Genomic DNA, 14,883 nt, shown 5'->3' with positions numbered 1-14,883 from the left:
TCTGCCGTGCAACAGTGGCCCCGGCTCCACGCCGGGGCCACTTGCGTTCGGGGGTGGACTTGCCGAGATTTCTGACGATCGAGACCGATGGCATCGAGCCGGAGGCCGGCGCGCCGGCCGAAGGAAGGCTGATTTCGGGCAGCCCGAAGTTCCTCACCTGGAACGCCGAGGAGGCCGCGGGCGGCCTCTATGCCGGCATCTGGGAATCGACGCCAGGCAAATGGCGCATCGAATACGACGAGTGGGAGTTCTGCCACATCCTCGCGGGCGTCTCCGTCATTGCCGAGGACGGCGGCGACGCCCGCACCGTCCGCGCCGGCGACAGCTTCGTGCTCAGGCCCGGCTTCAAGGGAAGCTGGGAAGTGATTGAAACGACTCGCAAGGAATATGTGATCCGGCTGTAGCCGCCTTTCGGCGCCTCGGCGCTACGCAGCTTTCGTCGCCGTGACGTGCAGCCAATCCGTCGGCAGGCCGTCATAGCCGCCGCCGGCCGCCTCTTCGATCTCGACAGTCTTCCAGCCGCTCGTGCCGTAGGCGGCGGCCAGCCACTCGGCCGACGGATAGTTGTAGTAGCGGCCGAAGCGGTCGCGGCCTTCCGCCGTGCCGGCCTTGTAGCTCGCATAGAACACGCCGCCCGGGCGCAGCGCGGTCTGGATCCTGGCGATGATGCCCGGCAGGTCGGTGCGCGGCACATGCAGCAGGCAGGCATTGGCCCAGACGCCGTCATAGAGCTGGTGCCCTTCGATGTCGCCGAACAGCAGCACCTTGACCGGCCGCCCGAGCCGTCTGGCAGCCGCGGCCGCCATCGCCGGCGTGCCGTCGGTGGGCGTGACGTCGAAGCCGAGTTTTGTCATCGCCTCGCTGTCCCGGCCGGCGCCGCAGCCGAGTTCGAGGATCGTGCCGCCTCCGGGTAGTCGCGCAACGAAACGCCGTAGCCGGTCGGCCGCCGGCGCGCTCCGCGATGTGTAGGCGTCTGCCTCCAGGCCGTAGAAGCCAATGGTTGCATCGTCTTTGGCGTCACCCACGATCTCGCCTTTCTCGTTCATGCAGCCTTGCTTGCGCATCTTGCGCAATGATGAGGCGGCATCCTATTTACAAGGCAAAGCCTCTGAACCGATTCTGCCCGTCCGGCGCTGGAATCCCATCTCGATAAAGGGATAGTCGATGAAGAACCCCGTCGAAACATACATGAACCTCGTTCCGATGGTGGTCGAGCAGACCAATCGCGGAGAGCGGGCCTATGACATCTTCTCGCGCCTGCTCAAGGAGCGCATCATCTTCATCACCGGCCCGGTCGAGGACGGCATGGCGACGCTGGTCTGCGCCCAGCTTCTCTTCCTCGAGGCCGAGAACCCGAAGAAAGAGATCAACCTCTACATCAACTCGCCCGGCGGCGTGGTCACCTCCGGCATGGCGATCTACGACACCATGCAGTTCATCAAGCCGGCGGTTTCGACGCTCTGCATCGGCCAGGCTGCTTCGATGGGCTCGCTGCTGCTCTGCGCCGGCCACAAGGACATGCGCTTCGCCACGCCCAACGCCCGCATCATGGTGCACCAGCCCTCCGGCGGTTTCCAGGGCCAGGCGTCCGACATCGAGCGCCACGCCCAGGACATCATCAAGCTGAAGCGCCGCCTCAACGAGGTCTATGTCAAGCACACCGGCAAGGACTACGACACCATTGAAAAGACGCTCGACCGCGACCATTTCATGACTGCCGACGAAGCCCGCGACTTCGGTTTGATCGACAAGGTGATCGAGAGCCGTGAAGCGGTCGAGGGTGCGTCTGCCCAGTGATTTGGCCCTCCAGCCCGGCTGTTCGCACACAATTCGCATTTTTGGGATGCTCTGCGGCATTTCAGACACAATTTGCTGTTCCCTCGACCGGCGCGGCGGCCTACGTTAAGGCAGCGTTGAGCTTCGACGGCTTAGCGTCGTGCCTGGGTGCCGCGAATCGTTGCAGCGACTTCTAAAATGTGTGCTGGTAGGGAACTCGTTGCGGCGGCCAGGGATGGCGGTGACGGCGTTCGGCGTTAGATTGCATTTGCGCCCGCAAGCCAGACGTTCGGCTGGGCGGCAGTGAAAGGACTTGGACAATATGAGCAAGGTCAGCAACGGCGGCGGCGACTCCAAGAACACGCTCTATTGCTCGTTCTGCGGCAAGAGCCAGCATGAGGTGCGCAAACTCATCGCCGGTCCGACCGTATTCATCTGCGACGAGTGCGTCGAACTGTGCATGGACATCATCCGCGAGGAGAACAAGACCTCGATGGTGAAGTCGCGCGAAGGCGTACCTACCCCGCAGGAGATCCTCAAGGTACTGGACGACTACGTCATCGGGCAGCCCTACGCCAAGCGCGTGCTGTCGGTGGCCGTCCACAACCACTACAAGCGCCTGGCTCACGCCGGGAAGAGCAACGACGTCGAGCTGGCGAAGTCGAACATCCTGCTGATCGGCCCGACCGGCTGCGGCAAGACGCTGCTTGCCCAGACGCTCGCCCGCATCATCGACGTGCCGTTCACCATGGCCGACGCCACGACGCTGACCGAAGCCGGTTACGTCGGCGAGGACGTCGAGAACATCATCCTGAAGCTGCTCCAGGCCGCCGACTACAACGTCGAGCGCGCCCAGCGCGGCATCGTCTACATCGACGAGATCGACAAGATCAGCCGCAAGTCGGACAACCCCTCGATCACCCGCGACGTGTCGGGCGAGGGCGTCCAGCAGGCGCTGCTCAAGATCATGGAAGGCACGGTTGCTTCCGTGCCCCCGCAGGGCGGCCGCAAGCACCCGCAGCAGGAGTTCCTGCAGGTCGACACCGCCAACATCCTGTTCATCTGCGGCGGCGCCTTCGCCGGTCTCGACCGGATCATCTCCGACCGTGGCCGCAAGACCTCGATCGGCTTCGCTGCCACGGTTGCCTCGCCTGAGGACCGCCGCACCGGCGAGCTGTTCCGTCAGGTCGAGCCGGAGGATCTGCTGAAGTTCGGCCTGATCCCCGAATTCGTCGGCCGTCTGCCGGTGCTGGCGACCCTCGAGGACCTCGACGAGCCGGCGCTGATCCAGATCCTGACCGAGCCGAAGAACGCGCTGGTCAAGCAGTACCAGCGCCTGTTCGAGATGGAGAACGTCGATCTCACCTTCCACGAGAACGCGCTGTCGGCCATCGCCAAGCGCGCCATCGAGCGCAAGACCGGCGCCCGCGGTCTGCGTTCGATCATGGAGGCGATCCTGCTCGACACCATGTTCGAGCTCCCGGCGCTGGAAGGCGTCCAGGAAGTGGTGATCTCGGAAGAGGTGGTGTCCGGCAATGCCCGGCCGCTCTACATCTACGCCGAACAGAAGGAAAAGAAGGGCAGCGTCAGCGCCTGAGGCCTGACGGATTGACCTTTTACGCTCTCGCGAACGGCGCCCCAGCGGCGCCGTTTGCACGTATGGAGCCCCGCCGGCAACGCGTCTTCCAAACGCTGTCGTGTTTGGCCTTGATGTTTACCCGACGAAGCTCCAACTAACTGACAAGAGGCGATGGGTTGGGTTACGTGCTGTAATGCCGCGCGGTAATCGGCGGTAGGCGGAACCGTCCATGGTCGTTAATATGAGATTCGCGGTTGGCGCTCGCGCGGTCGCGATATGAAAGGTTGGACAATGGCCAAAATATCCCGCTCTTCCGGCGAAGGTACCTTCGCAGTCCTGCCGTTGCGCGACATAGTCGTGTTCCCGCACATGATCGTCCCGCTCTTCGTGGGGCGCGAAAAGTCGATCAAGGCCCTGGAAGAGGTGATGGGTCAGGAGAAGCAGATCCTGCTCGCGACCCAGATGAATGCGGCCGACGACGACCCGGAGCCGGATGCGATCTACGACGTTGGCACGCTCGCCAATGTGCTGCAGCTGCTGAAGTTGCCGGACGGCACCGTCAAGGTGCTGGTCGAGGGCACCACGCGCGCCAGGATAGCCTCCTTCACCGACAAGCCCGATTTCCACGAGGCCCACGCGCTCATCCTGAGCGAGCCGGAGGACGAGGAAGTCGAGGTCGAGGCGCTCGCCCGCTCGGTGATCGCCGACTTCGAAAATTATGTGAAGCTCAACAAGAAGATCTCGCCCGAAGTGGTTGGTGCCGCCAGCCAGATCGACGACTATTCCAAGCTCGCCGATACGGTCGCCTCGCATCTCGCGATCAAGATCACCGAGAAGCAGGAGATGCTCGGCACGCTCTCCGTCAAGGAGCGCCTGGAAAAGGCGATGGGCTTCATGGAAGCCGAGATCTCCGTCCTGCAGGTGGAGAAGCGCATCCGCAGCCGCGTCAAGCGGCAGATGGAGAAGACCCAGCGCGAGTACTACCTCAACGAGCAGATGAAGGCGATCCAGAAGGAGCTCGGCGAGGGCGAGGACGGTCGCGACGAGGCCGCCGAGATCGAGGCGCGCATCAAGAAGACCAAGCTCACCAAGGAGGCCCGCGAGAAGGCGGACGCCGAACTGAAGAAGCTGCGCTCGATGTCGCCGATGTCGGCTGAATCCACCGTCGTGCGCAATTACCTCGACTGGCTGCTGTCGATCCCGTGGGGCAAGAACTCCAAGGTCAAGCAGGACCTGAACTTCGCCCAGAACGTGCTCGACACCGACCACTACGGCCTCGACAAGGTCAAGGACCGCATCGTCGAGTACCTGGCCGTGCAGAGCCGCCAGAAGAAGCTCAAGGGCCCGATCCTGTGCCTCGTCGGACCGCCCGGCGTCGGCAAGACCTCGCTCGGTAAGTCGATCGCCAAGGCCACCGGCCGCGAGTTCGTGCGCATGGCGCTCGGCGGCGTGCGTGACGAGGCCGAGATCCGCGGTCACCGCCGCACCTACATCGGCTCGATGCCCGGCAAGGTCGTCCAGTCGATGAAGAAGGCGAAGAAGTCCAACCCGCTCTTCCTGCTCGACGAGATCGACAAGATGGGCCAGGACTTCCGCGGTGATCCGTCGTCGGCGCTGCTCGAGGTGCTCGATCCGGAACAGAACGCAACGTTCATGGACCACTATCTGGAGGTCGAGTACGACCTTTCGAGCGTGATGTTCGTGACGACGGCCAATACGCTGAACATCCCTGCGCCCCTGATGGACCGCATGGAGATCATCCGTATCGCCGGCTACACCGAGGATGAGAAGGTCGAGATCGCCAAGCGGCACCTGATGCCGAAGGTGGTCCGCGACCACGCGCTCCAGCCCAAGGAGTTCTCGGTCTCGGAGGAGGCGATCCGCGCCGTCATCCAGACCTACACCCGCGAGGCGGGCGTGCGCAGCCTCGAGCGCGAGTTGATGAAGCTCGGGCGCAAGGCCGTGACCGAGATCCTGAAGACCAAGAAGAAGTCGGTGAAGATCACGCCGGCCAATCTGGACGAATATCTCGGCGTGCCGCGCTATCGCTTCGGCCAGGTCGAAGGCGAGGATCAGGTCGGCGTTGTCACCGGGCTTGCCTGGACCGAGGTCGGCGGCGAGTTGCTGACGATCGAAGGCGTCATGATGCCCGGCAAGGGCCGCATGACCGTCACCGGCAACCTGCGCGACGTCATGAAGGAGTCGATCTCGGCGGCTGCATCCTACGTCCGCAGCCGCGCCATCGACTTCGGTGTCGAGCCGCCGCTGTTCGACAAGCGCGACATCCACGTGCACGTGCCGGAAGGTGCGACGCCCAAGGATGGTCCGTCTGCCGGCACGGCGATGGCGACGGCAATCGTCTCGATCCTCACCGGTATCCCGGTCAGGGCCGACGTGGCGATGACCGGCGAGATCACGCTGCGCGGCCGCGTGCTGCCGATCGGCGGCCTGAAGGAGAAGCTGCTTGCAGCGCTTCGCGGCGGCATCAAGAAGGTGCTGATCCCGGAAGAGAACGCCAAGGACCTGGCGGAGATACCGGAGAACGTGAAGAGCGGCATGGAGATCATCCCGGTCAGCCGCATGGGCGAGGTCATCAAGCACGCCTTGGTGCGCCAGCCGGAGCCGATCGAATGGACCGAGCCGGTCGAAGTGCCGGCGGCCAAGTCCGACGCTGGTGAGGACGCCGGCAAGGGCTTCGCGCATTAGTCGCACCTAAGGTTGCGATGCGAAAACGGAAAGGCCGGGCTCGTGCCCGGCTTTTTCATGTGAAAAACCCCGGAATTCCGGGCTTTTTCCATTTTTTTGAGACCTTTTTGACTTGGTTGTGCCCGAACCTTTTTCTAAAGTCCGTCTCCTACCGGCTGAGTCTAACTCCCGGTTTTCTCATGGAAGGGAATTCAATGAACAAGAACGAACTAGTGTCCGCTGTCGCCGAGGCTGCCAAGCTCTCTAAGGGCGACGCGCAGTCCGCTGTCGATGCCGTGTTCTCCGTCATCACCAGCGAACTGAAGGGTGGCGGCGACGTCCGGCTTGTCGGTTTCGGAAATTTCACCGTGTCGAAGCGTGCAGAGTCCACTGGCCGCAACCCGCAGACCGGTGCGGAAGTGAAGATCCCGGCCCGTACGGTTCCGAAGTTCTCGGCCGGCAAGGGCCTCAAGGACGCGGTCAACTGATCGCTTCCCAGCCGTGACTTGTCGAAAAGCCGGGCTTGCCCGGCTTTTCTTTTGCCCGAAGCCAGTATTTGAACCGGGTGCCGCTCGTATCAGTGGATTTCGGTCTTTGACCGGCTGATGAAGAAGCCGTGGCCGTCATTGCGGCTGCAACTCAGCCCCGCCTTGGTGGATGTGCAGCTGAACGGTCCATTTTTCCAGGTGTTGCCATATTTCAGCGTGTGCGAACCGTCACAGCAGCCGGTGTCGCCGACATTCTGGTAGCGCTTGGCCTTTCCGGCCTTGCCCAGGATGAACCTCTGGTAGATCGGCTCGATGCGGTCGCAGCCGAGTTCCGGACCGCCGTCCTCGGGCATGTAGACGTCCGAGCCGCCCGCGGGCGTGTACTGGCATCCGACATTGCCAGAAGGCATGTTGAAATAGATCACGCCGCCATCGGCCGGGAAGGTCTGTTCGGCGGCACTCGCCTCGATCGCAACCAGGGCGGCTGCCGCCAAGAGAATAGTTCTCACGTTCCCCTCCTGCCCAGAACCTGGGCGCTACGATAACATCGGTGCCGGGATGTCGAACAGGCTGGCCTGCGGCAATCGCCGAGTCCGCCTTCTGGGTAGGGGAGCCGTTACGCCAACAAAAAAGGGCCGCGACTGCGGCCCTTTCGTGTCTCGGAGCAGGTCGGGCTCAGGCCTCGACCACGAATGCCTCGCGCGGCAGTTCGGACAGCACTTCGGCACGGTTGCCGCGCAGGATCACGATCTCCTCGAGGCGCAGGCCGAAGCGGCCCTGCAGATAGATGCCCGGTTCGATCGAGAAGACGTTGCCTTCCTGCAGGATGGTTTCCGACGTGCCGGTGATGTAGGGCGGCTCGTGGATGTCGATGCCGAGCCCGTGGCCGGTGCGATGCAGGAAGTACTCGCCATAGCCGGCGGCGGTGATGACGTCGCGGGCGGCCTTGTCGACCTCCTTGGCGGCGATGCCGGGCTTGGCCACGGCGATCGCGGCCTGCACGGCACGCTCCAGCACGCCATGGACCTCGTCGAAGCCCTCCGGCTTGTCACCGAACACGCCGACGCGGGTCATGTCGGACGGATATCCGTCCTTGCGGCCGCCGATGTCGATCAGCACGGCCTCGTTGGCCTTGAGCTTGCGGCTGCCGGTGTGATGGTGCGGGAAGGCTCCGTTCTCGCCGAAGCAGACGCTGACGAATTGGGCCTCGGCGCCGTTCGCCGCATAGAAGTCGCGGATCGCCTGGCCGACCTCGAGCTCGGTCACGCCTTCCTTGAGGGCGGCAAAGCCGGCCTTCATGGCGCCGTCGTTGAGCACGGCGTTCATCTTGAGCAGGGCATATTCTGCCTCGTCTTTCTTGCCGCGCAGGAAGCTCACCGTGTCGTTGAGGAAGCTGCGCTTGGCGCCGGGCAGTGCATCGAGCGCCAGCAGGGCGAAATCGGCGCGCATGGTCTCGTCGAGTGCCACCGAGACGCTGCCATCCTTGGCGCCGCAGTCGCCCAGAAGCTGCGCCAGGGCCTCGTTGGGGCCGGCGGCGTCGGTCCACGGATAGAACGGCAGCTTGGTGAACGGGCGCTGGCTGTCGGCGTTGAGTGCCGGCATCAGGAAGCCCGCGTGCTTCTGCGCCACGATCAGCAGCACCGGCCGTTCGTCGCCATGCGGCGACATTCCGGTAAGCCACACCAGATGCGACGAGGGGCCGACGATCACGAGGTCGGTCCCGGTTTCCGCCATGCGCTTGCGCAGCAGCGCCATCCGCTCTTCGTACATAATCCTTGCCTTCCGAGGGTCTTCGATTTTCGAGGGATCAAGAGAAAGGGCCGCCCTCGCGGGCGGCCCTGAGGTAAGCCAGGTCAGTTCTTCTTGACGAGGCGGTAGTAGACGAAGTCGGAGGTTGCGCCGTTGACGTAGCCTTCGACGTTCTTGGCGCGTGCCACCTGGGTCGCTGCCTGGAACATGATCACGATCGGCGACTTCTCCTGCACCTTCTTCTGCAGGTCGATGTACATCGCGCTGCGCTTGGCCGGGTCGGCCTCGGAGAGCGCCGCCTTGGTCTCCTTGTTCAGCTCCTCCGGCACGGCCCAGCCGTTACGCCACGTCGTGGTCGACTGGTAGTTTCCGTCCGAATTGTCTTCGTTGTAGGCGAAGGCCTTGGCGTTGGAATGCGGGTCCATGAAGTCCGGGCCCCAGTAGAGCAGCATCGCCTCGTGGGTGCGGGCACGGTACTTGGTGATCACCTGCGAGCCGGTGCCCGGGATGATGTCGAAGTTGATGCCCGCCTCGGCGAAGCTCGCCTGCAGCGACTGCGCCATGTCGGTGAACGGCGTCGAGTTGATGACGTCGAGCGTCACCTTGATCGGCGTCTTGATGCCGGCGTCCGCCAGGATCTGCTTGGCCTTGGCCGGATCGTAGCTGTAGGGCGTCTCGTCGAGCGAACCCGGGAAGCCCGATGGCCAGAACGCCTGGTGCGTCTGCATCTGGCCCTTGAGGAACGTGTCGGTCATGCCCTTGTAGTTGACGAGATAGCGGGCGGCGTCCCACACGGCGGGCGGCGTCAGCGTCTCGGTCTTCTGGTTGAACGAGAGGAAGTGCACAGCCGCCTGCGGGTAGGTCTCGGTGGTCAGGTTGTCCTTGCCCGCGAGGCTGGCGATCTGGTCCGAGGTCAGGTTCTTGGCCATGTCGACGTCGCCCGACTGCAGCAAGAGCTGCTGGGTCGCGGCTTCGGCGACGTGACGGATGATCACGCCCTTGATGGCCGGAGCGCCGTTGAAGTATTCGGGGTTGGCCGTCAGGTTGATCAGTTCGCCGGGGCGGAAGGCCTTGAGCACGAACGGACCGGTGCCGGCCGAGTTCGACTTCAGCCACGCATTGCCCATGTCGCCATTGGCTTCGTTGGCCTGCAGCGTGACTGCGTCGACGACCGAGGCCGGGCGGGCGGCGAGCACGTTCAGCACGAAGGCCGACGAGAAGTCGCCTTCATACTTCACCACCACCTTGTTGCCGTCGGCAGTGACCATCTTGTCGTAGTTCTCGGGCGTCCAGCCGAGCTGCGTCAGGATGAAGGCAGGCGCCTTGTTGAGCGTGACCACGCGCTTCCACGAATAGACAACGTCCTCGGCGCGCAGCGGGTTGCCGGAGGTGAACTTGACGCCATCGCGCAGCGTGAAGGTGATGGTCTTGTTGGCGTCGTCGACGGCCCATTCCTTGGCGAGGCCGGCGGCCAGCGTCTTGGTGTCGACGGCGTCGTACTGCACCAGGCGGTCATAGGTCTGGGCGACATATTCGCCCGACGAGAACTCGTAGGCCTCGGCCGGGTCGATGCTGACGATATCGTCGATGTTCTGCGCCACCACGAGAATGTCGGCCGGCGTCGCCGCCAGGCTGGCCATCGGCGTCATTGGCATCGCCAATGCTGCGGCGAGCAGCGCTGCCCTGAACATTTTGGTCATTTTCTCTCCTTTTTGGTTCCCGTTGTCTTTGTCTCGGCCCTTGAACCGCGTAGGGCCGGATGCTCCGTGCGCGACCTGAACATCGGCAGGGTGCCGGTCCAGAGCATGCGCGCGAACTTGTCGGTGTCGTTCGACCAGGAATGCGGGCGATTGCCGCGGAAGTGCAGGCTGTCGCCGGCCGAAAGCACCATCTCTTCGTTCTCGAGGCGCTGGGTGATCGAGCCTTCGAGGATGAACAGGATTTCCTCGCCCTCGTGGCTGACCGTCTCGGAGCGGTAGCCGGGCGGAACGTTGAGGATGAAGGATGACAGCACGTTGCCGGTGAAGTCGGCGGCGATGCGCTCGTAGACGATCGACGAGCCGTTGACCGAGAATCGGTTCCGCTCGCCTTCGCGGGTCAGCCCGTCCTCCGCCGAGGGGGTCGCGATGAAATAATCCACACCCACGTCGAGGCTGCGCGCGATCTGGGCGAGGGTGCCCAGCGACGGGGTGGCGTGGTCGCGCTCGACCTGGCTGAGGTAACCCACGGAAATGCCCGCGGCGTCACACAATTCCTGCAGTGTCATCCCGAGCCGTCGGCGGCGCGCGCGGATCAGCGCGCCCACTTTCGGCTGGCTGGATGCGGTGCTCTTCATGGCCTCCGGCGACACTTTGAATTTTGCTCCCATCAAAATTTTTTTGATCTAAGCAAAATTGTTTGTATAGTCCAAGCGGAATTTTGCTCGACAGAAAACATCCGTGCCGCATCCGCGGCGCGGCCATTGGGGTAGGAACAGACACCGCGTGGCATCAGAAACCGACTCCGCCGCACAGGCGCTTCCAACAGGGCCTGGCGGCTCGTCGCGCAATGCGCGGCACGCCTGGAAAGCGGTGAAGGGCGTGCTGGGCGTCCTGGCCGCTGTCGCCTTCACCTTCCTCGGCCTCCTTGCCATCACCTTCTTCATCGGCCGTGTCGTGCCGATCGATCCGGTGCTCGCCGTGGTCGGCGACCGTGCGCCGCGCGCCGTCTACGAGGCCGCCCGCATCGAGATGGGCCTCGACAAGCCGCTCATCGTCCAGTTCTTCGACTATGTCGGCAATGTGCTTTCCGGCGATCTCGGCATGTCGGTGTCGACCGGCAAGGCCGTCGCCGAGGATCTGGCCCGTGTCTTCCCGGCCACGCTGGAGATGGCGACGCTCGGCATCATCATCGGCGTGCTGCTCGGCGTGCCGATGGGCGTCTATGCCGCGAGCCGCCAGGGCAGCCTGCTCGACCAGGTCATCCGCGTCGTCGGCCTGCTCGGCTATTCGGTTCCGGCCTTCTGGCTCGGCCTCGTCGGTCTCGCGCTGTTCTATGCCAAGCTGCAATGGGTCGGCGGCCCCGGCCGCCTCGACATCTTCTATGACGGCATGGTCGACCCGGTGACGGGCCTGATCCTGATCGACAGCCTGTTCGCCGGCGAAACCGACATCTTCTTCAACGCCCTGTCGCACATCGCCCTGCCTGCGGCCGTGCTCGGCTTCTTCAGCCTCGCCTACATCGCCCGCATGACGCGCTCCTTCATGCTCGACCAGCTGGCGCAGGAATATGTGACGACCGCTCGCGTCAAGGGCGTGCCGGAGCGGCTGGTGCTGTGGCGCCATGCCTTCCGGCCCATCCTCGTGCCGCTCATCACCGTCATCGGCCTGTCTTATGCCGGCCTGCTCGAAGGCTCGGTCATGATCGAGACCGTCTTCTCCTGGCCCGGTATCGGCAACTATCTGACGACGGCGCTGCTCAATGCCGACATGAACGCCGTGCTCGGCTCGACGCTGGTCATCGGCGCGGTCTTCATCGGCATCAACAAGATTTCGGACGTGCTCTACCGCGTCCTCGACCCGAGGGCACGCTGATGGCGACCACCCGCGACTGGCTTCTCGACGATTCCCCGTCCTCGCGCCTGCAGGCGCGCCTCGGCCGCAGCTATCGTCTCTCGCGCGCCCTGATGCGCAACCCCCTGGCCATGGTCGGGGCCCTCATCGTGCTGACGCTGATCCTGGTTGCGCTGTTCGCGCCGTGGATCGCCACGCATTCGCCCGTCACCCAGGACCTCGGCATGCGGCTCAAGCCGCCGAGCGCGGCCAACTGGATGGGCACCGATGAGCTCGGCCGCGACATCTGGAGCCGCGTCGTCTACGGCGCGCGCATCACGCTGATGATCGTGGCACTGGTGGCGGTCCTTGCCGCTCCCGTCGGCCTCGTCATCGGCGCCGTCGCCGGTTATTTCGGCGGCTGGACCGACCGCATCCTGATGGGCATCACCGACATCTTCCTGTCGATGCCGAAGCTGATCCTGGCGCTGGCCTTCGTCGCGGCCCTTGGGCCTGGCATCCAGAACGCCATCATCGCCATCGCCATCGCCACCTGGCCCGGCTATGCCCGCATCGCGCGTGCCGAGACGCTGACCATCCGCAACTCCGAGTTCGTCTCGGCGGTCGAGCTGCAGGGCGCCTCGTCGTTCCGCGTCATCGTCAACCACATCCTGCCGCTGTGCACGTCGTCGATGATCATCCGCGTCACGCTCGACATGGCCGGCATCATCCTGACCGCCGCCGGCCTCGGCTTCATCGGTCTCGGCGCCCAGCCGCCGCTGCCCGAATGGGGCGCGATGATCTCGCGCGGCCGCTCCTTCATCCTCGACCAGTGGTGGGTCGCCACCATGCCCGGCTTCGCCATCGTCATCGTCAGCCTCGGCTTCTGCTTCCTCGGAGACGGCCTGCGCGATGTGCTCGATCCCAAGCATGGAGACCGCCAATGAGCGCCTTGCTTGAAATCGAGAACCTGCGCGTCACGTTTCCCACGGCGCGCGGCCCCGTCGACGTGGTCAAGGGCCTGTCGCTGACGCTCGGCCGCGAGCGTCTCGGCATCGTCGGCGAAAGCGGCTCGGGCAAGTCGATGACCGGCCGCTCGATCCTGCGGTTGATCCGCGCGCCCGGCAAGGTCACCGCCGACAGGCTGCGTTTCGACGGCGTCGACCTGCTCGCACAGTCGGAGAAGCAGATGCGCGCCATCCGCGGCGCCCGCATCTCCATGGTCATGCAGGACCCCAAGTTCTCGCTGAACCCGGTCATGACCATCGGCGCCCAGATCGCCGAGGCGATCCTGACCCACCAGAAGCTCGGCCGTGCCGACATCAAGGGCCGCACGCTCGCCATGCTCGAGGCCGTGCGCATCAACGATCCCGAGCGCGTGCTCGGTCTCTACCCGCATGAGGTCTCGGGCGGCATGGGCCAGCGCATCATGATCGCCATGATGCTGATCCCCGAGCCCGACCTTCTGATCGCCGACGAGCCGACCTCGGCGCTCGACGTCTCCGTCCAGGCGCAGGTGCTCGAGATCATCGACGACCTCGTCAAGCGCAAGGGCATGGGCCTGATCCTGATCAGCCACGACCTCGACCTGGTCTCCGCCTATTGCGACCGCATCCTGGTGATGCGCGGCGGCGAGGTGGTCGAGGAATGCGTCGCGGGCGAACTCCGCAACGCCAGGCATCCCTATACGCGCGGCCTGCTCGCCTCGATCCCGCGTCTCGACGAGGATCGCGAGGAGCTGCCTGTTTTGCTACGCGACGAGGCTTCGACATGAGCGCGCTTACGATCGAAAACCTCGACGTCTCCTATGGCGATTCGAAGGTCACCCACGACATCAGCCTGTCGGTCGCCGAGGGCGAGAGCTTTGCGCTCGTCGGCGAAAGCGGCTCGGGCAAGACCACCGTGCTCAAGGCCATCGCCGGCATGGCGAAGAGCTGGACCGGCTCCATCACAGCCTTCGGCCAGGCGCGCACCCCCGGCATCGACCGCGGCTTTGCCCGCCAGTGCCAGATGGTGTTCCAGGATCCCTATGGCTCGCTCCACCCGCGCAAGACGGTGGACGCGACGCTGAGCGAGCCCCTGGCCATCCACGGCATCTCCGACAATGGCGAGCGCGTCGACGAGGTCATGCGTTCGGTCGGCCTCGACCGCCGCTTCCGCTTCCGCTTCCCGCACCAGCTCTCGGGCGGCCAGCGCCAGCGCGTGGCGATCGCGCGTGCGCTCATCCTGAAGCCCAAGCTCTTGCTGCTCGACGAGCCGACTTCGGCGCTCGACGTCTCGGTGCAGGCCGAGATCCTCAACCTGCTCAAGCGCCTGCGCCGCGAGCAGGGGCTGACCTATCTGATGGTCACCCACAACCTCGCCGTCGTCTCCTTCCTCTGCGACCGGCTCGCCGTCATGCGCCATGGCCGCATCGTCGAGGTCGCCGACGTCGACCAGCTCAAGCGCGGTGCGCTCGAGAATCCCTATTCGCGCGAACTGATCGAGTTCAGCGCAGCCCATCCCAAGACCTGAACTCCCAAGACCTGAAACTGAGGTAAGTCATGACAGAAACTGCATTCGCCGAGGCGCTGGCCGCCTTCGATGCCGCCATTGCGACCACGACCGAGGTCGAGGGTGTGTGGAAGGCGCTCCAGGCACTGGCCGACGTGGTCGTCGGCGCCAAGCTGTTCACCGTCATGAAGCTCGACTGGGCCAATGAACTCTCCGGCCGCACCTACACCAGCCACCCGGATGCCTATCCGGTCTCCGGCACCAAGCCGATCAACCGCACCCACTGGTTCGACACCATCCACGTCCAGCGCCAGCCCTTCGTCGCCAACACGATCAAGGACATCGCCGAGGTCTTCCCCGATCACGAGACGATCTGGTCGCTCGGCTGCGGCTCGGTGCTCAACTGGCCGGTCTTCGTCGGCGACACCATGCTCGGCACCGTCAACATGCTGCACGAGGAGCACTACTACACGCCGATGCGGGTCGACGCCGCCAGGCAGCTTTCGCTTGCGGCCAAGGCGGCGTTCCTCGCGGTCGAGCATCTCGAGCGCCGATAATTGCTGCTGTGCCGGCTGGCCCTCGG

At 64.4% G+C, this 14,883-nt stretch carries 15 protein-coding genes; 10 read left to right on the top strand and 5 right to left on the bottom strand.

What is annotated here, in order from left to right; genetic code table 11:
• Positions 1-59: 59 nt before the first annotated feature.
• Positions 60-404, top strand: a complete 345-nt coding sequence (locus AmiPiv_RS11825; RefSeq protein ID WP_340037651.1) for a cupin domain-containing protein — start codon at positions 60-62, stop codon at positions 402-404.
• A gap of 21 nt (positions 405-425) precedes the next feature.
• Here the strand turns inward: AmiPiv_RS11825 and AmiPiv_RS11820 are convergent, their stop codons facing one another.
• Positions 426-1,046 carry a class I SAM-dependent methyltransferase gene (locus tag AmiPiv_RS11820; protein ID WP_340037650.1) on the bottom strand — a complete coding sequence of 207 codons (621 nt, stop codon included), beginning with the start codon at positions 1,044-1,046 and terminating at the stop codon, positions 426-428.
• Positions 1,047-1,164: 118 nt separating this feature from the next.
• Here AmiPiv_RS11820 and AmiPiv_RS11815 point away from each other — a divergent pair, with 118 nt between their 5' ends.
• The 4 genes from AmiPiv_RS11815 to AmiPiv_RS11800 all read left to right on the top strand — a co-directional run bounded on the left by AmiPiv_RS11815 (position 1,165) and on the right by AmiPiv_RS11800 (position 6,528).
• Entirely contained in the window at positions 1,165-1,797 is a 633-nt protein-coding gene (locus AmiPiv_RS11815) for an ATP-dependent Clp protease proteolytic subunit (protein ID WP_340037649.1), read from the top strand.
• Between the two features lie 301 nt (positions 1,798-2,098).
• The gene (gene clpX / locus AmiPiv_RS11810; protein WP_340037648.1) at positions 2,099-3,373 is read left to right on the top strand and encodes an ATP-dependent Clp protease ATP-binding subunit ClpX; all 1,275 of its coding nucleotides are present in this window, start codon (positions 2,099-2,101) and stop codon (positions 3,371-3,373) included.
• 273 nt (positions 3,374-3,646) lie between these two features.
• Positions 3,647-6,061, top strand: a complete 2,415-nt coding sequence (gene lon / locus AmiPiv_RS11805; RefSeq protein ID WP_340037647.1) for an endopeptidase La — start codon at positions 3,647-3,649, stop codon at positions 6,059-6,061.
• Between the two features lie 194 nt (positions 6,062-6,255).
• Positions 6,256-6,528 (top strand): HU family DNA-binding protein, encoded by a 273-nt coding sequence (locus tag AmiPiv_RS11800; protein WP_340037646.1) that lies wholly within the window; start codon positions 6,256-6,258, stop codon positions 6,526-6,528.
• A gap of 89 nt (positions 6,529-6,617) precedes the next feature.
• On the opposite strand, the gene AmiPiv_RS11795 is transcribed toward AmiPiv_RS11800, so the two are convergent.
• From AmiPiv_RS11795 to AmiPiv_RS11780, 4 genes are all read right to left on the bottom strand, one after another.
• Entirely contained in the window at positions 6,618-7,037 is a 420-nt protein-coding gene (locus tag AmiPiv_RS11795) for a DUF6636 domain-containing protein (protein ID WP_340037645.1), read from the bottom strand.
• Positions 7,038-7,203: 166 nt separating this feature from the next.
• Positions 7,204-8,298 (bottom strand): M24 family metallopeptidase, encoded by a 1,095-nt coding sequence (locus AmiPiv_RS11790; protein ID WP_340037644.1) that lies wholly within the window; start codon positions 8,296-8,298, stop codon positions 7,204-7,206.
• An 83-nt stretch (positions 8,299-8,381) separates the two neighbouring features.
• Complete coding sequence (locus tag AmiPiv_RS11785; RefSeq protein WP_340037643.1) at positions 8,382-9,977, bottom strand: ABC transporter substrate-binding protein; 1,596 nt, start codon at positions 9,975-9,977, stop codon at positions 8,382-8,384.
• Positions 9,974-10,612, bottom strand: coding sequence for a helix-turn-helix domain-containing protein (locus tag AmiPiv_RS11780; protein WP_340037642.1), 639 nt, complete (start codon positions 10,610-10,612; stop codon positions 9,974-9,976). Before AmiPiv_RS11780 ends, AmiPiv_RS11785 begins: the two co-directional genes overlap by 4 nt.
• A 244-nt stretch (positions 10,613-10,856) precedes the next feature.
• Between AmiPiv_RS11780 and AmiPiv_RS11775 the strand changes: the two genes are divergently transcribed.
• Genes AmiPiv_RS11775 through AmiPiv_RS11755 form a run of 5 tightly spaced genes read left to right on the top strand, consistent with a single transcriptional unit; the run spans position 10,857 to position 14,857 of the window.
• Entirely contained in the window at positions 10,857-11,849 is a 993-nt protein-coding gene (locus tag AmiPiv_RS11775) for an ABC transporter permease (RefSeq protein WP_340037741.1), read from the top strand.
• Positions 11,849-12,754, top strand: a complete 906-nt coding sequence (locus AmiPiv_RS11770; RefSeq protein WP_340037641.1) for an ABC transporter permease — start codon at positions 11,849-11,851, stop codon at positions 12,752-12,754. Before AmiPiv_RS11775 ends, AmiPiv_RS11770 begins: the two co-directional genes overlap by 1 nt.
• On the top strand, positions 12,751-13,581 hold the full coding sequence (locus AmiPiv_RS11765) for an ABC transporter ATP-binding protein (protein WP_340037640.1): 831 nt from the start codon (positions 12,751-12,753) through the stop codon (positions 13,579-13,581). Before AmiPiv_RS11770 ends, AmiPiv_RS11765 begins: the two co-directional genes overlap by 4 nt.
• Entirely contained in the window at positions 13,578-14,321 is a 744-nt protein-coding gene (locus AmiPiv_RS11760; RefSeq protein WP_340037639.1) for an ABC transporter ATP-binding protein, read from the top strand. The genes AmiPiv_RS11765 and AmiPiv_RS11760 overlap by 4 nt, the downstream gene beginning before the upstream one ends.
• Before the next feature lie 29 nt (positions 14,322-14,350).
• Positions 14,351-14,857 carry a GAF domain-containing protein gene (locus AmiPiv_RS11755; protein ID WP_340037638.1) on the top strand — a complete coding sequence of 169 codons (507 nt, stop codon included), beginning with the start codon at positions 14,351-14,353 and terminating at the stop codon, positions 14,855-14,857.
• The last annotated feature ends 26 nt before the right edge of the window (positions 14,858-14,883 follow it).

Origin of the sequence: Aminobacter sp. Piv2-1 (genome assembly GCF_037625995.1) — a bacterium.
In the GTDB taxonomy this organism is placed as follows: Bacteria; Pseudomonadota; Alphaproteobacteria; order Rhizobiales; family Rhizobiaceae; genus Aminobacter.
The sequence above is the reverse complement of the archived record's forward strand: the minus strand, read 5'-3'. Positions and strand labels throughout refer to the sequence as shown.

Excerpts from the sequence above, each read along its gene's own strand:
- AmiPiv_RS11820 (WP_340037650.1), bottom strand. The coding sequence starts at position 1,046 with ATGAACGAGAAAGGCGAGATCGTGGGTGACGCCAAAGACGATGCAACC.
- AmiPiv_RS11815 (WP_340037649.1), top strand. The coding sequence starts at position 1,165 with ATGAAGAACCCCGTCGAAACATACATGAACCTCGTTCCGATGGTGGTC.
- clpX (WP_340037648.1), top strand. The coding sequence starts at position 2,099 with ATGAGCAAGGTCAGCAACGGCGGCGGCGACTCCAAGAACACGCTCTAT.
- lon (WP_340037647.1), top strand. The coding sequence starts at position 3,647 with ATGGCCAAAATATCCCGCTCTTCCGGCGAAGGTACCTTCGCAGTCCTG.
- AmiPiv_RS11800 (WP_340037646.1), top strand. The coding sequence starts at position 6,256 with ATGAACAAGAACGAACTAGTGTCCGCTGTCGCCGAGGCTGCCAAGCTC.
- AmiPiv_RS11790 (WP_340037644.1), bottom strand. The coding sequence starts at position 8,298 with ATGTACGAAGAGCGGATGGCGCTGCTGCGCAAGCGCATGGCGGAAACC.
- AmiPiv_RS11785 (WP_340037643.1), bottom strand. The coding sequence starts at position 9,977 with ATGACCAAAATGTTCAGGGCAGCGCTGCTCGCCGCAGCATTGGCGATG.
- AmiPiv_RS11780 (WP_340037642.1), bottom strand. The coding sequence starts at position 10,612 with ATGAAGAGCACCGCATCCAGCCAGCCGAAAGTGGGCGCGCTGATCCGC.
- AmiPiv_RS11770 (WP_340037641.1), top strand. The coding sequence starts at position 11,849 with ATGGCGACCACCCGCGACTGGCTTCTCGACGATTCCCCGTCCTCGCGC.
- AmiPiv_RS11765 (WP_340037640.1), top strand. The coding sequence starts at position 12,751 with ATGAGCGCCTTGCTTGAAATCGAGAACCTGCGCGTCACGTTTCCCACG.
- AmiPiv_RS11760 (WP_340037639.1), top strand. The coding sequence starts at position 13,578 with ATGAGCGCGCTTACGATCGAAAACCTCGACGTCTCCTATGGCGATTCG.
- AmiPiv_RS11755 (WP_340037638.1), top strand. The coding sequence starts at position 14,351 with ATGACAGAAACTGCATTCGCCGAGGCGCTGGCCGCCTTCGATGCCGCC.